Raw genomic sequence first — 21,309 nt, 5'->3', positions numbered from 1 at the left:
TCAAGCCTCCATCACCTTGCGCCAGTACTCATACATGCCACGGATCAGCGTCTCCGTGACCATGTGGTCGGTGTCACCGACGTCACGCCCTCCCAACTCCGCCAGCGTGCGGTGTGCCGGTTTGGTCTCGAAGCCTTCTTGCGACCATTCGATGACCTCACCGTCGTCGGCCGAGACAAAGCCGGCCGGGCCAAACAGGTTGGCCTGACGCAGGCGCCGCTGCGTCATCGCTTCACTGTCGTCTTCAAAGCCGAAGTGCGTCCAAACAAAATCGAAAGCGCCTTTTCCGTCAGGCTGGATGTGGCGCGTCGACACACTGTTGACCTGCTGCTGAAAGATGACGCTGGGGAACACCGTCATCATCACGGCCGTCGGTGTGCCCCACCAGGCCTCGTGCTCGATGTCGAGAAAGCGTGCATCGTTCAGGGCCATGCTGGCCTTGAAGCTGGAGACTTGGGTCACATCCGCCGCCTTGCCTGCAGCGCCACGGGTGGACACCATGGCGGCGTGGCGATGCTGCGCGTCCATCAAGAGCTGTGATTTGTTGTCCGCGCGCCAGAGCCCAAAGGTCACAAACCACGTGTGCAGAAGACCAGGGTGATACGGGTCCTTGATGTTCTCCTGCATCAGCTTCCAATTGCCGGGAATGCGCTGGCGGTTGTACCCCAGGATCTTCAGCTGCCGGCCGTTGAACAAGCGATCGAAGTAGCCCAGCATCTCCGGCCCCAGGAAGTCTTCCAGGGGCTCAACACCATGATCGAATGAAGCGAACACCACGCCGCCGCGGGTCGCCACCTTGAGCTTGGTCAAGCCATGGTCGGCCGGGTTGAAGTCCGAAGGCATGCCGCCATTGACCTTGCCATCTTGTTTGACACCGCGCCGGAACGGTACCCCCTGCAAGTCGCCCGAGAGGGTGTAGTTCCACTGGTGGTAGGGGCAGGTCAGGCTGTCGCGGTTGCCATGGCGTTCGCGGCAAAAGGCCATGCCGCGGTGCGCACAGACGTTCTCAACCACGTGGATCGAGGCGTCCTTGTCGCGCACCAACAGGACGGAACGCTCACCGATGACCGTGCGTTTGAAATCACCGGCGTTGGGGATCTCTGCTTCCAGTCCAACGTAGCACCAGTGACCGTTGTAGAACAGGCGATCCAGTTCTTTGCGGTACAGCGCTTCGTCGGTATAGGCCTGAAAAGGGATGCGACTGGTGCCGTCTGTTTCCCAGCTGATCTGCTTCGGAAAGACGGTGACGGGGCATTCATGCATGGGCGTCTCCTTGATTTTGAAAGCCGTTTGGCACCGGTGCGTGTACATCCGGCGCCATGGGGGAGATCATTCGCGCTGCAGCTATATCAGTCAATGGAACGGCTGTGATGTTTAATATCACTGGCTTGAATATCACTTGATTGGCAGCTGATGCGTGATGGGGTGACGGAGCCTCTCGGAACCCCACGCTCAAGCGGCTGCTGGAAGAAGCGCTACTGCGCACGCACGCGGCTCGCCGCGTCCAACGCGTGGCGCCCAGCCCCTGCTTGTCACGTTTGAAGCGGTGGGGCACATGGTGCGCAATCACCCTTGGTCCGGGGGGCCCGGAGGTCAGCGCCCCTCCAAGTCATCCGTCCAACTTGTCTACGCACCCTGAGGATCCAGCCCACCAATCACTCACTTGGGTGGACACATGGACTCTTCTGCAATCAAGCTCCCATCCCCCGGTCGGCGCTGTGGCCGCCACATCAACCTTTTCAAGGCCGAGAGCGGCCCCGCCGACGAGGCGTGCGTGAAGGCGTCACGACCACCGAGGCGCAGCGCTGGGGTTGCGCGGGGTTGCGGGGCTCCCAATTGGCGCCACTCAGGTCCAGCCAGGACGAACGAACAAACGCCTCCATTTGCCATCAGCATCACCGATGGCGTTCAAGACCGGGCGGGCGTTCTATTGGAATCTGACGGCGATAGCTGGTTTCAGGCGTTTGAGACGCTGGCGCGCTCCATGGAAGGCCATGGGTTTCAGGCTCTGGTCGGGGTGGGCGCTCCTGGTTGGCCCTGATGCCACCACAGCAGACCGACCGCCCCTAGAATGGCCGCCTGCAGCACGGCGCCCTGCCCTGCTCGGTTCGCTTCCAGCGCCCTCCCCCAAATCGTCCCGCCCCTCACCTGTCCATGCCCGCCACTGAACTCACCGTGACCCCTTCCGGCCAAGTGGCCGGCAAGCACCTGCTGATCCCGAGCGGCCCCGAAGGCACCTTCTACCCGCACATCCAAGATTGGGTCACTGCGCAACGCAAGGCAGGCAAGGCGGTGCGCGACGTGAGCTCAGGGGTGCTGGTTAAAGGCATCAAGCAGTGGGCCGCCTACGAGCACAAGGTTGGCGGGAAGACGGTGCGGACGGTGTTCAAGATCACTTGAGGGGACGCATGGATTGATGAGCTCGATCTGCTTTGCCTCTGCGATGACTAACACGGCGAGTCTCTGAACACCATGCATGAACTACCTCCAGGTCGTTCGATTTGGAGGATCCCCCAGGACACGCGCCTGTACCTTGACGCCGTCCATGGGAAAGTCACAAGCTGACGCCAAGCACGGCCTCGAAAAAAGTGACTCGGTGGCAACTTGGCTATCGCTCCATCGACAGGTCCATGAACTTTTGAAGAGGCACAGGCTGCCTGCCTGCACAAGACAGAGGACACCTGCTCTGAAAGTCGGCGAAACCTCGGATTCGTCAATGGCTGAGGTTGACCGTGCCGCTCTCTAAAGAGCGCAGATCGTCCTTTGAGATCAGCGGCGCTTCAAGACATGTTCGCCGCAATCTCCAACAATTGCTCGGCGTTCGGCTTGTCCCAACCGTCGCCAATCACCGCCAAGGCATAAAAGCGCACCATCTCATGGCGGACCATGGGATGCCGCCAGCCGCTCATCTGCAAACGCTTCTTCAAGGAAGGGTGGGCATTGCGCGCATCCATATCGGCCAGAAGAGCGGCCTCCATGTCGCCCTGCTCTTCTTCGGAGAGGGCTTCAAGCTGATCCAAAAGCGATTGCTTGCGCAGCCTCAGCCACTCTTCGGTCCAAGCCGCTTGTCTTTGCACGGGGGCCTCTTTGTGAGCGACCTCACTTGCTTGGGCTTCCGCCTTGTCCAATGGAAGCTTCTTGACGACCTTGGTCGCATCCGCGGGCATCAGCGACTTGAGGTAACGCGTCGGATCTCTCAAAGGTTCTGGATACGCCGTGGCAATTCGACGCTCGAGCGACGCCAGACCTTCCTTGAGTGCTTCAGGTCCATAGTCAATCAGCATCTGCTCTGCGCGGTCTTCATCGACCCCAAGCGCTGCCGCACTCACGATCAGTGACAGGTCAACCGGTTTGGGTGCCTTGGTGGGCGGCAGGTTGGCTTGCTTCTTCTTTTTGATAGAGAACTGCAAATCAGCCGTGTACCGCCCTTGTTTGAACTCCACCAGCTCGACTTCCAGGTCACTCATCGCGTTCAACTCAGCGATCGCTGGCTTGAGCACATCTCGCTTGAAGAACCGGTATTCCAGTTCTTTCTGCTTATCTGTCTCCGGCTTGCCAGACAGAACAGGCCGCCACCAACTCCAATGCTGCCGGGAGGTGCGTCCGATGTCTCTGTACCGTCCACAGATCTCGTACAGGGCAATCGCAGCATGACTGCGCAATTGAGAAATGATCTCAATCGAAAGTCTGGCGAAGACGCTCGGCTCCAAAAGCTCATGCTTGAGCTTGACGGAGTAAGACCATTCCAACCAAGTCTGGTTGCGCTCCGTTTTCAGTTCGGCATGTCCGATCAAGCCTGAGATGGCCCAGTTGGCGCCCTCCCCTGTCGTGGGCGACTGCCATTCGACAGCGGTTGTCGCCATGGCTCGAAAGTGTTTTTTGACCAAAGCAGTGTCATGCGAGTCAAAGTCCAAACCAGAGAGCACCTCGGACAAAGGCGCCCGATAGACATCTTTCTCGATGCCCTGCTCCTGAGCCAGAAAAAGCATGACGTTGTACGCCTTGCGGAAAAGCGGGGTGATCTTCTTGGACTGAGGCACGATGGCCAGGGTATTGACGGGTTTACGCAGCTCGTCCGATGCAAATGGCCCCTGAGGCGACGTGACCACGGGTTGAGCAACAAACGCACGGACTCGACGTGGGGAGCGCTTCTTTGCACTCCCCGCTTCAACGACCTGCTGATCTTCTTGCTCACTCATGGCTAGATCATACATCTGACGTGAAGCGGCGTTTCACATCAAATGCAGCCCCACAACACCAGCACACGCCCCCCGAAAACACGCACGTCAGGGGATTCGCCACGGGAAAACGTCTCCTGAAAACACTCACCTGAAAACACAACACCTCCGCAAAGGCACCGTGATGGTGCAAAAACAAGGCGCCCTGGTGGATTCGGAGCCTGGCCTTGCGGCGCTGTGAGCTGAGTGCCCGAAAACTCGCACGTCTAGGCTGGCAAAAACGGCCTTTAAGCGGAAAAAAAGGGCTGTGGATAACAGGAATGGCACTTCCTGATCTCCCTCACGGAGGAACCTGCAAAGTCTCCGGCCGACCCCGAGTCCGCTCCGTCATCCCCTGTTTTTCCTCCGAACACCCCCGGAAACCTTCACGTGGATTGATCTAAGTTGTTGATTTTAAACAAAAAAATCGCACCTAAAGGTATTAAAGTATTTAAAGAAATAGAACTTTCCTAAAGCTATTGCCAGCCAATCTTGTGTAAAACAGTTCCCAAAATGTCTGTTGAAGTAGACCTACAACAAGCACAAGCGAGTTCTCTTAACGAAATCCTGCGCCAGAAGCGAAAATCCGTTAAGTTGCAGATAGACTAATGAAATCCAGGAGCTACGAAGAAATGACCAAACCACTACTTGCATTGTCATCAACCATCTCACTCGGTCAAATCTCTGACCAAGCAACCAAGGCGGTTGAGATGATGGAGATGATCAGAACTGCCATGCTGGCACCCACAGCTAGAAAGGCAGCACCTAACTTCAATCTGTCGCAACTGACAACCCTGCTGGGGATTGAAAAGGGATCGTTTGCCCACCGTCTCAACAAAGGCGACCTGCCCACTGGAACCCTGAACGAATCTGGAAATCGGCGGGAGTTCACGCTTGCTGAATCAAGGACGTGGATCAAGGAGTATCACAAGGATCGGCTGCGACCAGAAGGCGCAGAAGCAGTCACGATCTCTGTTGGTAACTTCAAAGGTGGTGTGGGCAAGACAACAACGGCAATGACCTTGGCTCAAGGCTTGTCGTTGCGTGGTCACAGGGTACTCGTCATCGATACCGATCCACAAGGCTCGTTGACGACCTTGTTTGGGATCTTGCCAGACACCGAAGTGGAAGAGGAAGACACCATTCTTCCTCTTGCGATGGGATCTGAAACATCGATCCGATATGCGATCCGTCCCACTTATTGGGATGGCATCGACTTGGTAGCCGCTGCGCCTGTTCTGTTTGGCGCTGAGTTCGCATTGCCAGCCCGCCAAACAAGCGAAGACGGTTTCGAATTTTGGAACGTGCTTCACTATGGGATCGATGACGTACGAGCTGAATACGACGTCATCGTCATTGATACGCCCCCCTCGCTCTCGTACACCACCATCAATGCTTTCATGGCGTCGAATGGGATCGTGATGCCCTTGCCACCCAATGCGTTGGACTTTGCGTCAGCAGCGCAGTTTTGGTCATTGTTCTCCGATTTGAGCAACGAGCTCATCACAAAAAGAGGACTGACCAAAGAATTTGATTTCATCTCCATTCTCTTGTCGCGCGTCACAACCGATGCGAACTCAGCGATTGTTCGCCAATGGATCCAGTCCACCTATGCCGAAAAAGTGCTGCCTGTGGAAATCCCCAAAACCACGGTCGTGGACACAACAAGCATCGAGTTCGGGACTGTGTACGACGTCAATCGATACGACGGTGCTGCAAAAACCTTCAAACGTGCACGGGACGCCTATGACATGTTTGTGAGCTATGTTGAAGCTTCAATTCATTCCGTTTGGCGCAAACAAGTTGGAGAGGTCACCCCGAAGAAAACAAAGAAAGGCAGTAAGTAATGGGCAAGAAGCTTCTTCAGAAAGCGATCATGATTGGCATCCCCAAGGGACAGCCGCAACCCAGCGTGATCGTGGGCAGGGGGTTGGACAGTCCAACCCCCCTGCCCTCTAGCCTGGCAGACAACAACGCCCAGGCCAATGCCAACACCAGAACGAAAACCGCGCCGGGGCAAATGCTTGGTTTCATGCGCGAGCAATCCAGTGCGATCAAAGAAGTAGAAAGTCTGAAAGAGCGCCTGGCTGAATTCAAGGACGCGCAAGTTGCGAAACTCATCGATCCCAAGTTGATCGTGCCATCGGTGTGGGCCAACAGACATGAAAGCAACTTCGGTGGGCCTGAGTTCGCAGAACTGAAGGCTGAACTGCTCAGCGCTGGTGGCAACATTCAGCCGATCAAGGTTCGACCCTTGCACCAAGAAGCGGGGGTTGGACCGTCCAACCCCCCTGCCGATGGCTCGCCGATGTTCGAGATCATCTTTGGGCATCGCCGTCACCGCGCTTGCCTGGAGCTGGGGCTTCCTGTTTTGGCGATGATTGAGCCCATCGATGCACAAACCTTGTTTGTGCAGATGGAACGCGAAAACAGAAGCCGAAAAAACCTCTCTGCTTGGGAACAGGGAATGATGTATGCAAGAGCCCTTGATCAAGGGCTGTATGCCTCAAATCGACAATTGGCAGCGGCCATTGGTCGTGACCTTGGGGACGTGGGGAAAGCCCTGGCGCTTGCGCGACTGCCTGCAGCGGTTGTCAATGCGTTTGCCTCGCCACTGGATCTTCAATACCGTTGGGCCAAGCCATTGAGCGAAGCGCAGCAAAAAGATCCAGAAGGAGTGATCGCAAGGGCTGAGGCGCTTCGCGGAAAAGCTTCAATTCTGAGCGCCAAGGAGATCCTGGCAGGACTCATGGGAGACGGCCTGTCCACGCCGGCAACCAAGCCTGCCTGGACAGAGCGCGCTATTTTGGTGAATGAACAAACTGTTGGCTCGATGAGCGAAGGCCCGCGAGGAACAACAAACATTCGCCTGGACAAGGCCCTGAACGCCGCACGACAAGAGGAATTGCTGAAGCTGCTCCAAGAGTTTCTGGCTAAATAAGTACAAAGCCACCGAATGAAAAAGCCTCCGTGAAAACGGAGGCTTTTTTACTTCAGGAAGACGTGAGATTAAACTATCCAAAGGCCTTTGAAAGTTCGTCAGCACGCCGCCGCATTGGAGCCCGACCGTAAATGTTCGCGGTCGTCGTGATCGAAGCATGACCCAGTTGCGCTTGAATCACATCAAGAGGGACATTGCGAGCCACAGCCCGAGTACCAAAGGTGTGGCGCAACCAGTGAGTCGAGGCATTCGACAGATGCAGTTGCTCATGAGCGCTGAGTTGGGTTTGTGAAACAAACCGACTGACCCAAATTTTCACGGTTTCATACAGGGCTTGATACCCAATGGATTTCATAGGATCAATGGTGCTGGCCAACAAAGGAGCCTCCTCGAGATCAGCACCGAGACCAATGGCGCCCAGGCCGCGCTCCAACAAGTAGTTGTTCAAGCACTCAAACGCCTGCTTGGGAATGCCGACCAAACGATTCTTCAAACCTTTGCCATTGACTTGCAGGAACCAACCTTCATCAAGACATCTCAAGTCGCCTAATTTGGCACCCAAGAGTTCTGAAGATCGAAGACCCACGGACTCCACAAACAGCAGGATGAAGCGCATTCTTGAACGAGAAGGGGAGGGGGGCAATCTCTCGAGAAATGACAAAAAATCCCTCACGGCCTCCTCTGAAAAGGCCTTGCTGCTGGATGAGACCAAGTTCTCCGGGCGCGCTCTTTTCCTTCCCATCAAAGCCCATGGATTGCTGGGGAGGTAATGCCCATCGACCAACCAGGCAAACATGGAAGAGACAATGACCAGCGCCTGCTTTCGACTCGAATGTGAGAGTGGGCCGCGAAAAGGAGCCCAGCCAGGCATACCTGGCGACAAGTGACGCTTCGACATCCAATGAGCGGGGATGGACTCCAGGAACAACTGATATCTGCGGCAGTCTTCGATGCGCATCGAACCGAATGGAATGCCATCGGCTTCATACCGCAACCAAAGCAACAAACGATGAGCCTCTCTGCGATAGCACTTGGCGGTTTGGAGAGAATTGGCCCGCATGCCAATCCATGCCTCGATCGCCTCTAAGTCGGAGCTGGCTGTCATCAGAGCGCTCGGCACGGGAGAGGGCAGGGCGCTTTCGCTTTTCGGGTAGGCCGCCACGTCGACAACGGTAGGGCTTTGACTCGCGACGCCTTGATGGGCAGCAGATGCAGCAGGCACATTGAACAGCACCTGCGGAACAGGTTGAGCCTGCGGCAGGAGCATGGCCAGGTGGCTCGCGATCCGTTCTGCCTTGCCCGCCCCAATGGCAGAAATGACCGCGTACCACCGCCCCCCTGTCTGAATTCTTTGGTGCAAATCGGCAAGGCTCTGTATTCCTGCGCCTGCCAGCTTGGCGGCCGTCTTCTCATCAAACCAGGCAAAGACGGAATCCTCTGGCCTGGGTGTCTCTGCGCTGGAAGCTTCGATCTCAGTCAGTAAACGGTGTTGAAGATTGCGCAAGCGTTGATTTCGGAGACTTTTCCGATCGGCAGGAAAAGCCTGTTCGTACAACAGCAACGCTTCTTCTTCGCTCCAATCTTCAAGCGAGCTTTGCTCAATGAACTCCTGCAGGGTAGGGCGTTGATCCGTCCCATGGCTCCCAGCGCGAATCGTGAGACCAATGAGGCGCCATGTTTTCTTTGACTGCTTCCGCGCGATGGCCTGTACAGCATCCACCGCTTGCCTGTGGGCGGCCTGAGCTTGCTTGCCATGTTCGATCCCCAGATAGCGGAATGCACTCTCCAGGATGGGCACGCCTTCGGCAACACAACGCAAGTGGGCGAAGTGGTGGCGCCCCAACTGCCCAGCCAAACCGGGTCTGCTGTAAGTGCTTGTTTTATCAGTCATTTTTTTGTTCGCACTCTGAATGTCTGCTTTTGACAAGATTTTATTGACCTAAGATTATTAAGCATAATCTTAGGTTTTCATATGTCAAGAAGGCCGATGGGGTGGGCTGTAGACCAGGGAGGCTCAGCGAAACACCTGGGCCAGCAGGAGAAGCAGCGCGGGGCGACAAAGGCACCACCCCCGTGCCCCATGAGGGTGGGGCGGTCACCTCAACGGCTCACAGATGCACGGGTCCAGGCACTCAGGGCCTGGGGGCAGCCATTGAGTGGAAGAGGGAGCTTCCTGGGCGTCGCCACTGCGCTCCAGCTTGGGTATAGAAACTTTTGCTCGGGCTTAGTGAGGAAATCTTCGTTTCCAAGAGCGCATGAGAGAGGCAGCATCGCGCCCTTTGCCACGCCGTGACGGTAGATTTCAGATGAATTTCCAGCAACTGCGCTCGCTGCGCGAAACCGTGCGCTGCGGCTTTAACCTGACCGAAGTAGCGAACTCCTTGCACACATCCCAGCCGGGTGTGAGCCGCCAGATCCGCGAACTCGAGGACGAGTTGGGCATCGAGCTGTTTGTTCGGGTTGGCAAGCGCCTCACCGGCCTGACCGAGCCTGGACGCCACCTACTGCCCATCGTGGAGCGCATCCTGCTCGACAGCAGCAACCTGAGAAAAGCGGGTCAAGAATTCGTGGCCCAGCAAAATGGCCTGCTGTCGATCGCCGCCACCCACTCGCAGGCCCGTTATGCGCTGCCGGCAGCGGTGCAGGAGTTCCGAGCCCAGTTTCCCCATGTGAAGCTCAATCTGCACCAGGGCTCACCGCGCCAGGTGGCTGAGATGCTGCTGTCAGGCGAGGCCGATGTGGGCATTGCCACCGAGGCCCTGGCCCAGTACGACACCTTGCTCGCCTTGCCCTGCTACCGATGGACGCATGCGGTGGTCGTGCAGCCCGGCCACCCCCTGCTGGACGCTCCGCTGACGCTGGAGCGCCTCGCACAGTGGCCCTTGATCACGTACGACACGGGCTACACCGGTCGCAGCCACATTGACGAAGCCTTCGGCCAACGCCAGCTCAAACCCAATCTGGTACTGACCGCCATGGACGCGGACGTGATCAAGACCTATGTGGAGCTGGGCATGGGCGTGGGCATCGTGGCCTCCATCGCCTACGAAGCCGAGCGCGACACCGGCCTGCGCGCGATCGACGCAGGGCACATTTTTGGCATCAACCTGACCCGCTTGGCTGTGCGCTGGGGCAGTTATTTGCGCAGCTACGAGTACGCCTTCATCAGCTCGTTTGCACCCACCTTGTCGCGCGCCGTGGTGGGCCAGGCCTTGGCCAGCGAAACACCGAGCAGCGACTACGCGATTTGATTCCGGCGGGTGCCGGCTGGGCTTCGGCCAGCGCTGGCGCCCGCGCGTGCGCGCAGGACTCGGGCGCTTCGTGCTTGTTTATTTTTTGATCCAAGTCATACCGTTTTCTTCGTTCCCGTGGTGTGGGGGTGGCTTCCAGAATCGAGCCCATCTTTCACCATCATGAGATCGACATGGGCATTGCACGGCGCGAATTGTTGTCATGGGGCGCGGCCACTGCCGCGCTGGCTGCCACGGGGGCTCGCGCCCAGGGCACGCCATCGGTCATCCGCATCGGCGTGGCCCAGCCCGCCATTGGAAACCCCCCTGGTTTCTATGGAAGCTCGGTGTCGATTGCGCACGCCAAGGGCTGGATCGAAGAAGAATTCAAGAAGGACGGTTTGCGCGTCGAGTGGTTCTTCTTCAAGGGGGCGGGCCCGGCCGTCAACGAGGCCATCACCAACCGCCAACTGGACTTTGCATTCCAGGGCGACCTGCCCGCCATCGTGGCGCGTGCTGCGGGCCTCAAGACCCGGCTGATACTGGCCACTGGCGTGCGCAGCAACATCTATTTGGCGGTACCACCGGACTCGCCCATCCAGTCGGTGAAGGATTTGCGGGGCAAGCGTGTGGCCATCTTCAAGGGCACCAATGCGCAACTGCCCATCAACCGCCTGCTGGAGGCCAATGGCCTGACCGAAAAGGACTTGCGTGCGGTCAACCTGGACACTGCAACGGCCAAAGCGGCCCTGGCCACCAAGGACATTGACGCCGTGTTTGGTGGTCTGGACCTGATCCAGCTGCGCCTGAACAACACCGCACGCATCGTCTACACCAGCAAAGGCGACTCGCCCATCTTCACGCGCCAAGGCCATGTGCTGGTGACCGACGAGTTCGCCCAAGCCCATCCCGAGATCACCACCCGCGTGGTGCGCGCCATCGTTCGCACCGCACGTTGGGCCTCGGACGATGTGAACCGCGACGAGGTGTTCCGCCTCTGGGCGCGCACTGGATTCCCCTTCGAGGTGTGGAAAGAGGACTACGACGGCGAGCCCCTGCGCGTGCGTTTCAACCCTCAGTTCGACCCCCTCCTGACCGCCCGCTACCGCGATGCGGTGGAGCAGGCCTACAAGTTCAAGCTGACCCGGTCACGCTTCAACGTGGACCAGTGGATTGACCGCCGCTTCCTCAACGCCGCCTTAAAGGACTTGAAGCTCGAGACCTACTGGCCCGAGTACCAGGCCGACGGCCGTATCAACGGCGCGAGCTGATCCCCCCATTCCGCCCCTGAAGGCTGTCAAGGAGTCTTGCCATGAGTCACCCGCTGTACCTGGCCCTGGAGCAGGCCGAGATCGAGGCCGTTGCGCAACGCGGGGCCACGGCGCCCGCCACACCAGAAGCGGCCCCCGCGCCGCAGGCCGCCAAGGCGGAGTGTTCTGCCCAGCCCAAGGGGCCTGCGCCACGCTTGGGCAACTGGTGGCGCGACACCTTGCTGGCTTGGCCGGTGCCGTTGACGGTGCTGCTGCTGTGGGCCCTGGCGGCGAGATGGGAGTGGATAGCGCCTCAGGTGCTGCCAGCGCCCAGCGTGGTGGCTGACACCTTGTGGGACTTGATCAGCAGCGGCGAGATGGGCGACAACCTCTTGATCAGCGCGCAGCGCGTGCTGGCGGGCTTCGGCCTCGGGGCCGCGTTGGGCTTGCTGCTGGGCGTGGCCATGGGCTTGTCGCCCACCTTCAAAGACTATGTCTACCCCTTGTTCAAGGCCTTCAGCCAGGTGCCGGTGCTGGGCTGGATGCCTTTGCTGATGCTGTTGGTGGGCATTGACGAGGCTTTGAAGATCATTCTGATTTCCAAGGCGGCCATGGTGCCGATTGCCATCAATACCTACAAAGGCATTGGCAATGTGCCCAACCGCTACATCGAGGTGGCGCGGGTGTATGGCTTCAGCCGCTGGCAGTTGCTGAGCCGGGTGGTGTTTCCGGCCGCCGCCGCCCCCATCTGGAACGGTGTGCGCTATGGGCTGACCCACGCCTGGCTGGCCCTGGTGGTGGTGGAACTGCTGGCCTCGTCCGAGGGGCTGGGTTTCATGATCGTCTACGGCCGTCAGCTGTTCCAGCTTGACGTGGTCATGGCCGCTGTCGTGGTGGTGGGCGTGGTCGGTTTTGCGCTGGATAAGGTGCTGGCCAGTGTGGAGCTGTGGTTGCTGCGCTGGCGTCGCACGGGCTTCTGAGTACAGCGCACAGCCCTGAAATCTTCTTGCAACCCCTCACCGGTTCTGCCCCATGACCCAGGTCACCCCTTCTTCTTCCTCCAACGCTGCGACGTCTTCGCTGGCCAAGGCGAGCCCTCGGGCCTGGCCCTCGGTGCCCAAGGCTTTGCGCGGCTGGGTGCTGCCCGTGCTGATTTTGCTGCTGTGGTGGCTGGCTGTCCGCCTGGGCTGGTCCCAGTCGCCCTTGCTCGTACCCCTGGGCAAGGTGTGGGACACCGCCGTGCACCAGGCCCTCAGCGGCGAGCTGTGGCGGGCCCTGCGCGCCAGCCTGTGGCGTGACCTGGCGGGCTTCTCCATCGGGGCCAGTGCGGGCTTGGTGTTTGGTGCGGTCCTGGGCCTGTCTCGCCTGGGCGAGCACCTGCTGGGACCGAGCTTCCACACCCTCAAGCAGATTTCCTTGTTTGCCTGGATCCCCTTGATCTCAGTCTGGTTCGGCCTGGGCGATGCAGCCAAGGTGGCGTTTCTGTCACTGGCGGCCTTCTTTCCGGTGGTCCTCAACACCTTCGAGGGCATCCGCAGCGTGCCGCGCGAACTGATCGAGGTGGCGCGCGTGCTGGACTTTTCGCGTTGGCAAATGCTGCGCCGCGTGGTGCTGCCATCGGCCCTGCCTTCCGTGTTTGCCGGCATCCACCTGGGCCTGATCTACGCGTGGCTGGCCACCCTGGGCGCCGAGTATTTGCTGGTCTCGGGCGAGGGCATTGGCAACACCATGATCGATGGCCGCGAGCACTTCTGGATGGACCTGGTGCTGTTCGACGTGATCGTGGTTGGCCTCGTGGGCTTTGTCCTGAACTGGCTGGCCACCCAGCTGGAAAACCGGCTGCTGGCCTGGCGCGGGCGCTCGGTGGCGCAATTTCAATAACCTTTCACGGCGATCGAACTACCCATGGCACATGCAGCAACGCTGGCGATCCAACAGGTCAGCAAACAATACGAGGTCAAGGGCGAAAGCCTGCCAGTGCTGAGCGATATTTCGCTGAGCATCAAGCCCGGCGAATTCGTCAGCATCGTGGGCTCGAGTGGCTGCGGCAAGTCCACCTTGCTGCGCTTGATCATCGGCCTGGAGGAGGACTACCAGGGTGAGATCCTGCTCGATGGCCAACGCGTGCGTGGCACCAGCTTGCAGCGCGGCATCGTGTTTCAGGAGCACCGTTTGTTTCCCTGGCTCAATGTGCGTGACAACATTGGCCTGGGCCTGCTCAACGCCAAGCTGACCGAGGGCCAGAAGCGCCACACAGTGCGTGAGCACATCGAGCTGGTGGGCCTGACGGGCTTTGAGACCGCCTACCCGCATCAGCTCTCCGGCGGCATGTCACAGCGCGTGGCGATTGCACGCGCCCTGGTCAACCGGCCTGAGGTGCTGCTGCTCGACGAGCCCTTTGGCGCACTGGACGCCTTGACCCGCGCCCACCTGCAGCAGGAGTTGCGTCGCATTTGGCAGGCCGAAGGCATCACGATGATCTTGGTCACCCACGACGTGGAAGAGGCCGTCTACCTGGGCGACCGCGTGGTGGTCATGGAGCCGCGTCCAGGCCGCATCCGCCGCGTGCTGCCCGTGCCGCTGGCCCACCCGCGCGAGCGCACCAGTTTGGCCTTCACCCAAGTCAAAGAGGCGGTGCTGCGCGAGTTCGCTGGCCACCCCGAGGCCGAACTGATTGAGGCTCCGCTCAAGCCCGAGCGTGAGCTGGCAGAAGGGCCTTTGAACTGGCATTTTGCTGTTTGAGTCAGCCGCTTCCAGCCCGGCCTTGAACATCGCGCCCGACCCGGTTGCCGGGCTGGGCGCATCACTTTTGGATTCCCTGTTCCCGGTCCCTTGGACCTTTCACCATGAGCACCCCACCACCCTCCGCTCCGCCCGCGCGGCGTCAGTTCTTGCGCCGTGCCGCCGCCATTGGCGGTGCCACGCTGAGCGCGGCTGCGGCCTCGGCTGCCACCCCCAGCGCTGCCGCGCCCGAAGCCCCCTTGGCCATTCCACCCTGGACCCGCCAGCCCGGCGAGCCCGTGTTGTGGCACCCCTATGGTGAGCCCTCGCCATTTGAGCGCCACGTACAGCGCCGCAGTCGGGGCGGGGCGCCCTTACCGGGGGCGGCCTCGTCGATGACGCCCTTGCAAGACCTGTTCGGCATCATCACGCCCAGTGGTCTGGTGTTTGAGCGGCACCACGCGGGCATCCCTCAGATCGACCCACAACAGCACCGCCTGGTGATCCATGGTTTGGCCCAGCGCCCGCGCATCTTCACCATGGACGACCTCGTGCGCTTTCCCTCGGTGTCGCGCATTCACTTTCTGGAGTGCTCGGGCAACACCGGCACCGAATGGGCCAAGCCGACCTCGGCCAATGTGCAGCTCTCTCTCGGCCTCTTGTCCTGCTGTGAGTGGACGGGCGTGCCGCTGTCGGTGCTGCTCGACGAGGTCGGCGTGAAGCCCGAGGTAGCCTGGGTCTTGGCCGAGGGGGCGGACGGCGCGGCCATGTCGCGCAGCATTCCGATTCAGAAGGCTTTCGAGGACGCACTGGTGGTCTATGCGCAGAACGGCGAGCGCCTGCGCCCGGAGAGCGGCTACCCGCTGCGCCTGTTCCTGCCCGGCTTCGAAGGCAACATGAGCATCAAGTGGCTGCGCCGCCTCAAGCTGGGCACCGAGCCCTTCATGTCGCGCGAGGAAACCGCCAAGTACACCGATTCCCTGCCCGACGGCAACGCGCGTCAGTTCAGTTTCTTGATGGACGCCAAGTCCGTCATCACCCGGCCTTCGCCGGGCCACCTGCTGCAAGGCGCGGGCTTTTACGACATCAGCGGCCTGGCCTGGAGTGGTCGAGGGCGGGTGCACCGCGTGGAAGTGTCGGTTGACGGGGGCCGCCAGTGGCGCGAGGCGCGCCTGGAGGGACCGGTGCTGAACCGAGCCCTGACAAGGTTCAGCCTGCCCTGGCAGTGGGACGGTGCGCCCACCGTGCTGCAAAGCCGCGTCACCGACGAGAGCGGCCAGGTGCAGCCCACACGCAACCAACTGGTGCAGGCCCGGGGCCTGAATTCGATCTACCACTACAACGCCATCCAAAGCTGGCGTGTGGCCGCCGACGGGAGTTTGAGCAATGTCCACGCCTGAGTTGAAGGCCACTTCGGCCCACCTCACCCGCCGGGGCCTGCGCCTGCGCGTGCCGATGGCTTGCCTGGCGGCGCTGCTGCCCACGCTGTTGGTGGCCCAGCCCCTGGGCCTGGGTCGGCCGGCCACCGACGCCGCCATCGCCGCCTGGAACATCGACATCGACGCCCAGGGCCAGGGCCTGCCCCCAGGTCGGGGCAGCGTGGCCGAGGGCGCACGCGTTTACGCCGAGAAATGTGCAGCCTGCCACGGCGCTCAGGGCGAGGGCAAGCCGGCTGACCGCTTGGTGGGTGGCCATGGCAGCCTGAACAGCCCTCGGCCCATCAAGACCGTGGGCAGCTTCTGGCCCTATGCCACCACGGTGTATGACTTCATCTACCGTGCCATGCCTTACAACGCGCCGCAAAGCCTGGCGCCCAACGAGGTGTATGCCGTGACGGCCTGGTTGTTGCACGCCAACGGCATCGTGCCCGCCGACGCGGTGCTGGATGCGCGCAGCCTGCCCGCCGTCAAGATGCCCAACCGCGCGGGCTTTGTGCCCGACGCCCGCCCCGACGTCGACAACCCCGCCTGTCGCCACTGCCGCTGAGACGCGGTGCAGGGGAGGGCGCCCGGGCCCGCTGCGCTGCGCCGTGCCGCCTTGGAATCCCCGCATATACAAATCCGTTTTGCTGCGTTCCCGGCGGCCCGAGCCTCCCCTAAGGTGGGGCCCAAGCCGCCCGTGGGGGCGGCATTCGCAGGATGATTGGCATGAACCTGAAAGCACTCCACCGCCGCCATGCGCTGCAGGCCCTGAGCCTGGCCGCCGCGGCCGCAGTGGCCCCCAGCTGGGCCCAGGGCACCCGACCCGACGTGATCCGCATTGGCGTGGCCAATGGCGGTGTGGGCCAGCCACCGCGCACGGGCGGCTCCACCGTGGGCCTGGTCAACGCCCAAGGGCTGCTTGAAAAAGAGTTTGAAAAAGACGGCATCAAGGTCGACTGGATCTTCTTCAAGGGTGCAGGCCCGGCCGTCAACGAGGCCCTGGTGAACCGCCAGCTCGACCTGGCCTGGCAGGGCGACCTGCCCTCCATCGTGCACCGTGCCAATGGCGTCAAGACCCGCATCATCCTGGGATCGGGCGTGCGCAACGGCCTGTACCTGGGCGTGCCACCAGATTCGCCCATCACCCGCCTGGAGGACCTGCGTGGCAAGCGCGTGGCGGTATGGAAGGGCACCAACCTGCACCTGTCGGCCGTGCGCGCCTTGGCCGCCAAGGGCTTGCGTGAGAGCGACCTGAAGCTGATCAACCTCGACCCGGCCGGCGCCCAGGCCGCCCTGACCACGCGCGACATCGATGCTGCCTTCGGCTATGTCGACTTGTTTGCCCTGCGCGACAAGGGGGTGGCCAAAGTGGTGTGGTCGGCCGCCCAGGACTCGTACCGCTACACGCGCCAGACGGTGTTGCTGGCCACCGAAGAATTCGCCACCCAGCAACCGGCCTTGGTGCAGCGGGTGGTCAATGTGGTGGTGCGCACGGCGCGCGCCTATTCGGAGGAGGCCCAGCGCGCCGACCTGTTTGCCCAATGGGGCAAGGCCGAACTGCCCGAGAAGTACTGGCGCGAGGACTTCATTGGCCAGCCGCTGCGGGTGCGCGTGTCGCCCCTGCTCGACCCCTTCCTGGTGGCCCGCTACAAGGACGCCAGCGAAGAGTCTTTCAAGCTCAAGCTGATCCGCAAGCAGCCCGATATCGACACCTGGTTTGACCGGCGTTTCCTGGACGCCGCCCTCAAGGCCCAGAAGCTCGAAGGCTACTGGCCGGAGTACGCCGCCAATGGCGAATTGAGTGGCAGCCAGGCTCTGGCCGCTGCCCGCTGATGAGTCCAACACCCCAAGGAGACCGCGCATGAGCGCCACTGAACCCACCTCGACCCCTACCTCGACCCCCGCCCCGCGCCAGCTGCGCCTGGGCGCTTTCATCATGGCCACCGGCCACCACATTGCAGCCTGGCGCCACCCTGACGCCCAGGCCGATGCTGGCGTCAACATCGACCACTACATCGAGCTGGCCCAGACCGCTGAGCGTGGCCTGTTCGACCAAGTGTTTGTGGCCGACAGCCCGGGCGTCTGGCACCGGGGCGATGCTGAGTCGCTGAGCCGCCAGGGGCGCATGTCGTACTTTGAGCCCGTCACGCTGTGGGCGGCACTGTCGGCGGTGACGCGCCACATCGGCTTTGTGGCCACCGCCTCGACCACCTACGAAGACCCCTTTTTGCTGGCGCGCAAGTTTGCCTCGCTGGACCACATCAGCAAGGGCCGCGCGGCCTGGAATGTGGTCACCACCAGTGCCGACAATGTGCACGGCAATTTCGGCTTGGCCGCCCACCCGGACCCGGCCCAGCGCTATGAACGCGCGCACGAGTTTGTCGACGTGGTCAAAGGCCTGTGGGACAGCTTTGAGGACGACGCCTTCCAGCGCGACAAGGCCAGTGGCGTCTACTTTGACCCCGACAAGCTGCACACCCTCAACCACGTCGGCAGGTACTTCAAGGTCAAGGGGCCGCTGAACCTGGAGCGCCCGCCGCAAGGGCACCCGGTGATCGTGCAGGCGGGCTCATCCGAAGATGGCAAAGAGCTGGCCGCCGCCAGTGCCGAGGCTATCTTCACCGCCTGGACCAGCTTGGCCGAAGCGCAAGCCTTCTACCGCGACGTCAAGGGCCGCCTGGCCAAGTACGGGCGTCGCCCAGAACAGTTGCTGGTGCTGCCCGGCATCTCACCAGTGATCGGCCGCACCGAAGAAGAAGCGCAGGCCAAGTGGGCCGAGCTGCAGGCCTTGATCCACCCCTCGGTGGGCCTGGCCACGCTGTTGCCGTTCTGGCCCAACGAGGACTTGAGCCGCTGGGACCTGGAGGCCCCGCCGCCGTATTACCCCGAGCTGCCGCCCGGCATCAACAGCCGCGCCCATGTGGTGATCGAGCTGGCTCGGCGCGAGGGCTTCACCGTGCGCGAGCTGTACCAGTACCTGGCCGGTGCGCGTGGCCACTGGGTGGTGGTGGGCACACCCCAAACCATTGCCGACCGCATGCAGGAGTGGTTCGAGAACGGCGCGGCCGACGGCTTCAACATCATGCCGCCGGTGTTGCCGCAGTCGCTCAACGAGTTTGTCGATCTGGTGGTTCCTGAGCTGCAAAAGCGCGGCCTGTTCCGCACCGCTTACGAGGGCCGCACCCTGCGCGAAAACCTGGGCTTGGCCCGACCAGAGAGCCGTTACGCGGCCCAGGCCCAGGCGGCCTGAGGCCACGAGAGAAGAGGAGGAGGGGAGGGCGACCGGCATGCCCGGCCGCCCTGTGGCTGAGCTCGTGTGCGGTGGAGCGCGCAGGGCTGTGCCCGTTGCTTGGTGAGCCGAACGCGGCCCCAGCAGGATGCCGCCAGGCCTCAGGCGGCGCATATCGATGGACTGATTTCTTCGTTCGCACCAAGACCTCAGCCCCCTACGGTAGAGCCCTGATCACCGTTGTCCACCTTATCAAGGAGTGTCCCATGAGTGCTGTTCTGTCCGAACCTGTTTCATCTGAAGTCGTGAGCCTGGAGACCGTGCCGCTGGCCGGTAAGCTGGGGGCTGAGGTGCGTGGCCTGCGCCTGTCTGGCCAATTGGCGCCGTCCACTTTTGCCGCACTGAAGCGGGCACTGCTGCGCCACAAGGTGCTCTTTTTCAAAGGCCAGCAACACCTGGACGACGCTGAGCACCAGGCTTTTGCCCGCTTGTTTGGCGAGCTGGTGCCCCACCCGACCGTGCCCTCGCGCGACGGCACTCAAATTTTGGAGCTGGACTCGCAGCATGGCGGTCGGGCCGACTCCTGGCACACCGACGTCACCTTTGAGGCGGCCTACCCGCAGGTCGCGGTGCTGCGTGCCGTGACCTTGCCCAGCCATGGGGGTGATACGGTTTGGGCCAACACGGCAGCGGCCTACGATGAACTGCCTCCCGCGCTCAAGGCGTTGGCCGACCAGCTGTGGGCCCTGCACGGCAATGACTACGACTACGCCGCCACGCGGGCTGAACCCGGTGCACATGGCGGCAAGAAGTACCGTGAGATCTTCACCTCGCGCCTGATCGAAGCGGAGCACCCCTTGGTGCGCGTGCACCCCGAAACCGGTGAACGCACCTTGGTGGCGGGCCACTTCATCAAGCGCTTCCTGGGCTACAACGGCCATGACAGTCAGCATCTGCTGGCCATCTTCCAGGCCCACATCACGCGCTTGGAGAACACGGTGCGTTGGCGCTGGAGCCCGGGCGATGTGGCGATCTGGGACAACCGCGCCACCCAGCACTACGCGATCAACGATTACGGCGATGCCCATCGCGTGGTGCGCCGCGTGACCGTGGCGGGCGATGTGCCGGTGTCGGTGGACGGCCAACGCAGCCGTGTTCGTGTGGCGGGGGTATGAACGTGCTCATTTCGGGATGTGCCGTTGCGGCAGTGCTTACGCAAGCCGCATTGAACGGGAGTCGGCATGGGTGCTGATCAGCCCTTGGTGGTCTTGAACCAGTTGGGCGAGGTCACGGGCCGCGCCATCGAGGCTCTGGGGCCAGGCCTTCGCGTGATCAACGACGAGCACACGCCCGCCTGGGAGCGGGCCCATGAGGCGGACGTGTTGTTGACCGCCCCGCGCAATGGCTGGCGCCAGGCGCCAAAGGCCCCGCCTGCGGGTTGGCCAGGGCGCTTGCGCTGGGTGCAGACGGCGTCGGTGGGCATCGACTTTTTTCCGCCCTGGATCTTTGACGTTGCCCAGGTCAGTTGCGCGCGCGGCGTGGCCGCCCTGCCCATTGCCGAATACGTCTTCGCCGCCCTGCTGGCCCATAACAAGGCCTTGGACACGCGCTGGGTACAGAGTAGCGAGGCCTGGCGGCGCGAGTTTCAGCGTGCCGAGCAACAGCCTCTGGGCCTGCTGCACGGCCAACACCTGGGCTTGTTGGGCTTTGGCGCCATTGGGCGTCAGGTGGCCCAATTGGCGCTGGCGTTTGGCATGACGGTGTCGGCGCTGCGCCGCTCGGACGCGGGGGAGTTTTTACCCGGTGTGCGCCGTGCCGAGTCGCTGGCCGCCTTGCTGGCCGAGTCCGACCACCTGGTGCTGGCCCTGCCCATCACGGCAGAGACGGAAGGCTTGCTCAACGCCCAGACCCTGGCGCATGCGCGCCCTGGCCTGCACTTGGTGAACATCGCACGCGGTCGCCTGATCGATCAGGAGGCTTTGCTGGCCGCGCTGGACAGTGGTCGCATCGGCGCGGCCACGCTGGACGCTGTTTACCCTGAGCCTTTGCCTGACGGTCACCGGCTCTACACGCACCCCGCTGTGCGCTTGAGCCCCCATTTGTCATGGTCTGCAGGCGAGGTGCAGCAAGTGACCAGTGCCAAGGTGTTGGACAACCTGCGCCGCTGGCTGGCCGGCCAGCCTTTGCTGGACGTGGTGGATCCTGCCGTGGGCTACTGAAGGCACGCTGCGCCTGAAGGGCTGGCCCAGCGTGCAGCGTGGGGAAGAAGTGACAAATTATTCATAGAAGTTTGATAAATC

Annotated in this window: 17 protein-coding genes; 14 read left to right on the top strand and 3 right to left on the bottom strand. The window is 61.6% G+C overall.

The window, feature by feature from the left end:
• Entirely contained in the window at positions 1-1,263 is a 1,263-nt protein-coding gene (locus tag PSQ39_RS00910) for an aromatic ring-hydroxylating dioxygenase subunit alpha (RefSeq protein WP_273924711.1), read from the bottom strand.
• 891 nt (positions 1,264-2,154) lie between these two features.
• Between PSQ39_RS00910 and PSQ39_RS00905 the strand changes: the two genes are divergently transcribed.
• Entirely contained in the window at positions 2,155-2,400 is a 246-nt protein-coding gene (locus PSQ39_RS00905) for a hypothetical protein (RefSeq protein ID WP_273924710.1), read from the top strand.
• Positions 2,401-2,780: 380 nt separating this feature from the next.
• Here the strand turns inward: PSQ39_RS00905 and PSQ39_RS00900 are convergent, their stop codons facing one another.
• Positions 2,781-4,199: a replication initiation protein gene (locus tag PSQ39_RS00900; RefSeq protein ID WP_273924709.1), complete on the bottom strand. Its 1,419-nt coding sequence runs from the start codon at positions 4,197-4,199 to the stop codon at positions 2,781-2,783.
• Positions 4,200-4,849: 650 nt separating this feature from the next.
• Between PSQ39_RS00900 and PSQ39_RS00895 the strand changes: the two genes are divergently transcribed.
• Positions 4,850-6,064 carry an AAA family ATPase gene (locus PSQ39_RS00895; protein ID WP_273924708.1) on the top strand — a complete coding sequence of 405 codons (1,215 nt, stop codon included), beginning with the start codon at positions 4,850-4,852 and terminating at the stop codon, positions 6,062-6,064.
• Complete coding sequence (locus PSQ39_RS00890) at positions 6,064-7,158, top strand: ParB/RepB/Spo0J family partition protein (RefSeq protein ID WP_273924707.1); 1,095 nt, start codon at positions 6,064-6,066, stop codon at positions 7,156-7,158. The genes PSQ39_RS00895 and PSQ39_RS00890 overlap by 1 nt, the downstream gene beginning before the upstream one ends.
• A gap of 73 nt (positions 7,159-7,231) precedes the next feature.
• Here the strand turns inward: PSQ39_RS00890 and PSQ39_RS00885 are convergent, their stop codons facing one another.
• Complete coding sequence (locus PSQ39_RS00885; RefSeq protein ID WP_273924706.1) at positions 7,232-9,085, bottom strand: tyrosine-type recombinase/integrase; 1,854 nt, start codon at positions 9,083-9,085, stop codon at positions 7,232-7,234.
• Positions 9,086-9,464: 379 nt separating this feature from the next.
• On the opposite strand from PSQ39_RS00885, the gene PSQ39_RS00880 reads away from it, so the two are divergent.
• The 11 genes from PSQ39_RS00880 (at position 9,465) to PSQ39_RS00830 (ending at position 21,228) form a co-directional block, all read left to right on the top strand.
• Positions 9,465-10,409: a CysB family HTH-type transcriptional regulator gene (locus PSQ39_RS00880; protein WP_273924705.1), complete on the top strand. Its 945-nt coding sequence runs from the start codon at positions 9,465-9,467 to the stop codon at positions 10,407-10,409.
• 173 nt (positions 10,410-10,582) lie between these two features.
• Positions 10,583-11,659, top strand: coding sequence for an ABC transporter substrate-binding protein (locus PSQ39_RS00875; protein WP_273924704.1), 1,077 nt, complete (start codon positions 10,583-10,585; stop codon positions 11,657-11,659).
• Positions 11,660-11,700: 41 nt separating this feature from the next.
• Positions 11,701-12,618, top strand: coding sequence for an ABC transporter permease (locus PSQ39_RS00870; protein WP_273924703.1), 918 nt, complete (start codon positions 11,701-11,703; stop codon positions 12,616-12,618).
• A gap of 52 nt (positions 12,619-12,670) precedes the next feature.
• Positions 12,671-13,519, top strand: coding sequence for an ABC transporter permease (locus PSQ39_RS00865; RefSeq protein ID WP_273924702.1), 849 nt, complete (start codon positions 12,671-12,673; stop codon positions 13,517-13,519).
• Positions 13,520-13,543: 24 nt separating this feature from the next.
• Entirely contained in the window at positions 13,544-14,380 is an 837-nt protein-coding gene (locus tag PSQ39_RS00860) for an ABC transporter ATP-binding protein (RefSeq protein ID WP_273924701.1), read from the top strand.
• Between the two features lie 104 nt (positions 14,381-14,484).
• The gene (gene soxC, locus PSQ39_RS00855) at positions 14,485-15,759 is read left to right on the top strand and encodes a sulfite dehydrogenase (RefSeq protein WP_273924700.1); all 1,275 of its coding nucleotides are present in this window, start codon (positions 14,485-14,487) and stop codon (positions 15,757-15,759) included.
• 55 nt (positions 15,760-15,814) lie between these two features.
• Positions 15,815-16,345, top strand: coding sequence for a c-type cytochrome (locus PSQ39_RS00850; RefSeq protein WP_273925594.1), 531 nt, complete (start codon positions 15,815-15,817; stop codon positions 16,343-16,345).
• A gap of 161 nt (positions 16,346-16,506) precedes the next feature.
• Positions 16,507-17,613, top strand: coding sequence for an ABC transporter substrate-binding protein (locus PSQ39_RS00845; protein WP_273924699.1), 1,107 nt, complete (start codon positions 16,507-16,509; stop codon positions 17,611-17,613).
• Positions 17,614-17,641: 28 nt separating this feature from the next.
• The gene (locus PSQ39_RS00840) at positions 17,642-19,030 is read left to right on the top strand and encodes an LLM class flavin-dependent oxidoreductase (protein ID WP_273924698.1); all 1,389 of its coding nucleotides are present in this window, start codon (positions 17,642-17,644) and stop codon (positions 19,028-19,030) included.
• Positions 19,031-19,275: 245 nt separating this feature from the next.
• Positions 19,276-20,184, top strand: a complete 909-nt coding sequence (locus tag PSQ39_RS00835) for a TauD/TfdA dioxygenase family protein (RefSeq protein WP_273924697.1) — start codon at positions 19,276-19,278, stop codon at positions 20,182-20,184.
• 66 nt (positions 20,185-20,250) lie between these two features.
• A complete protein-coding gene (locus tag PSQ39_RS00830; RefSeq protein WP_273924696.1) occupies positions 20,251-21,228 on the top strand; it encodes an NAD(P)-dependent oxidoreductase in 978 nt (325 codons plus the stop codon).
• The last annotated feature ends 81 nt before the right edge of the window (positions 21,229-21,309 follow it).

The sequence above is a fragment of the Curvibacter microcysteis genome (assembly GCF_028649455.1).
GTDB lineage: Bacteria > Pseudomonadota > Gammaproteobacteria > Burkholderiales > Burkholderiaceae_C > Curvibacter > Curvibacter microcysteis.
This window is presented reverse-complemented; position numbering and strand designations above follow the sequence as displayed.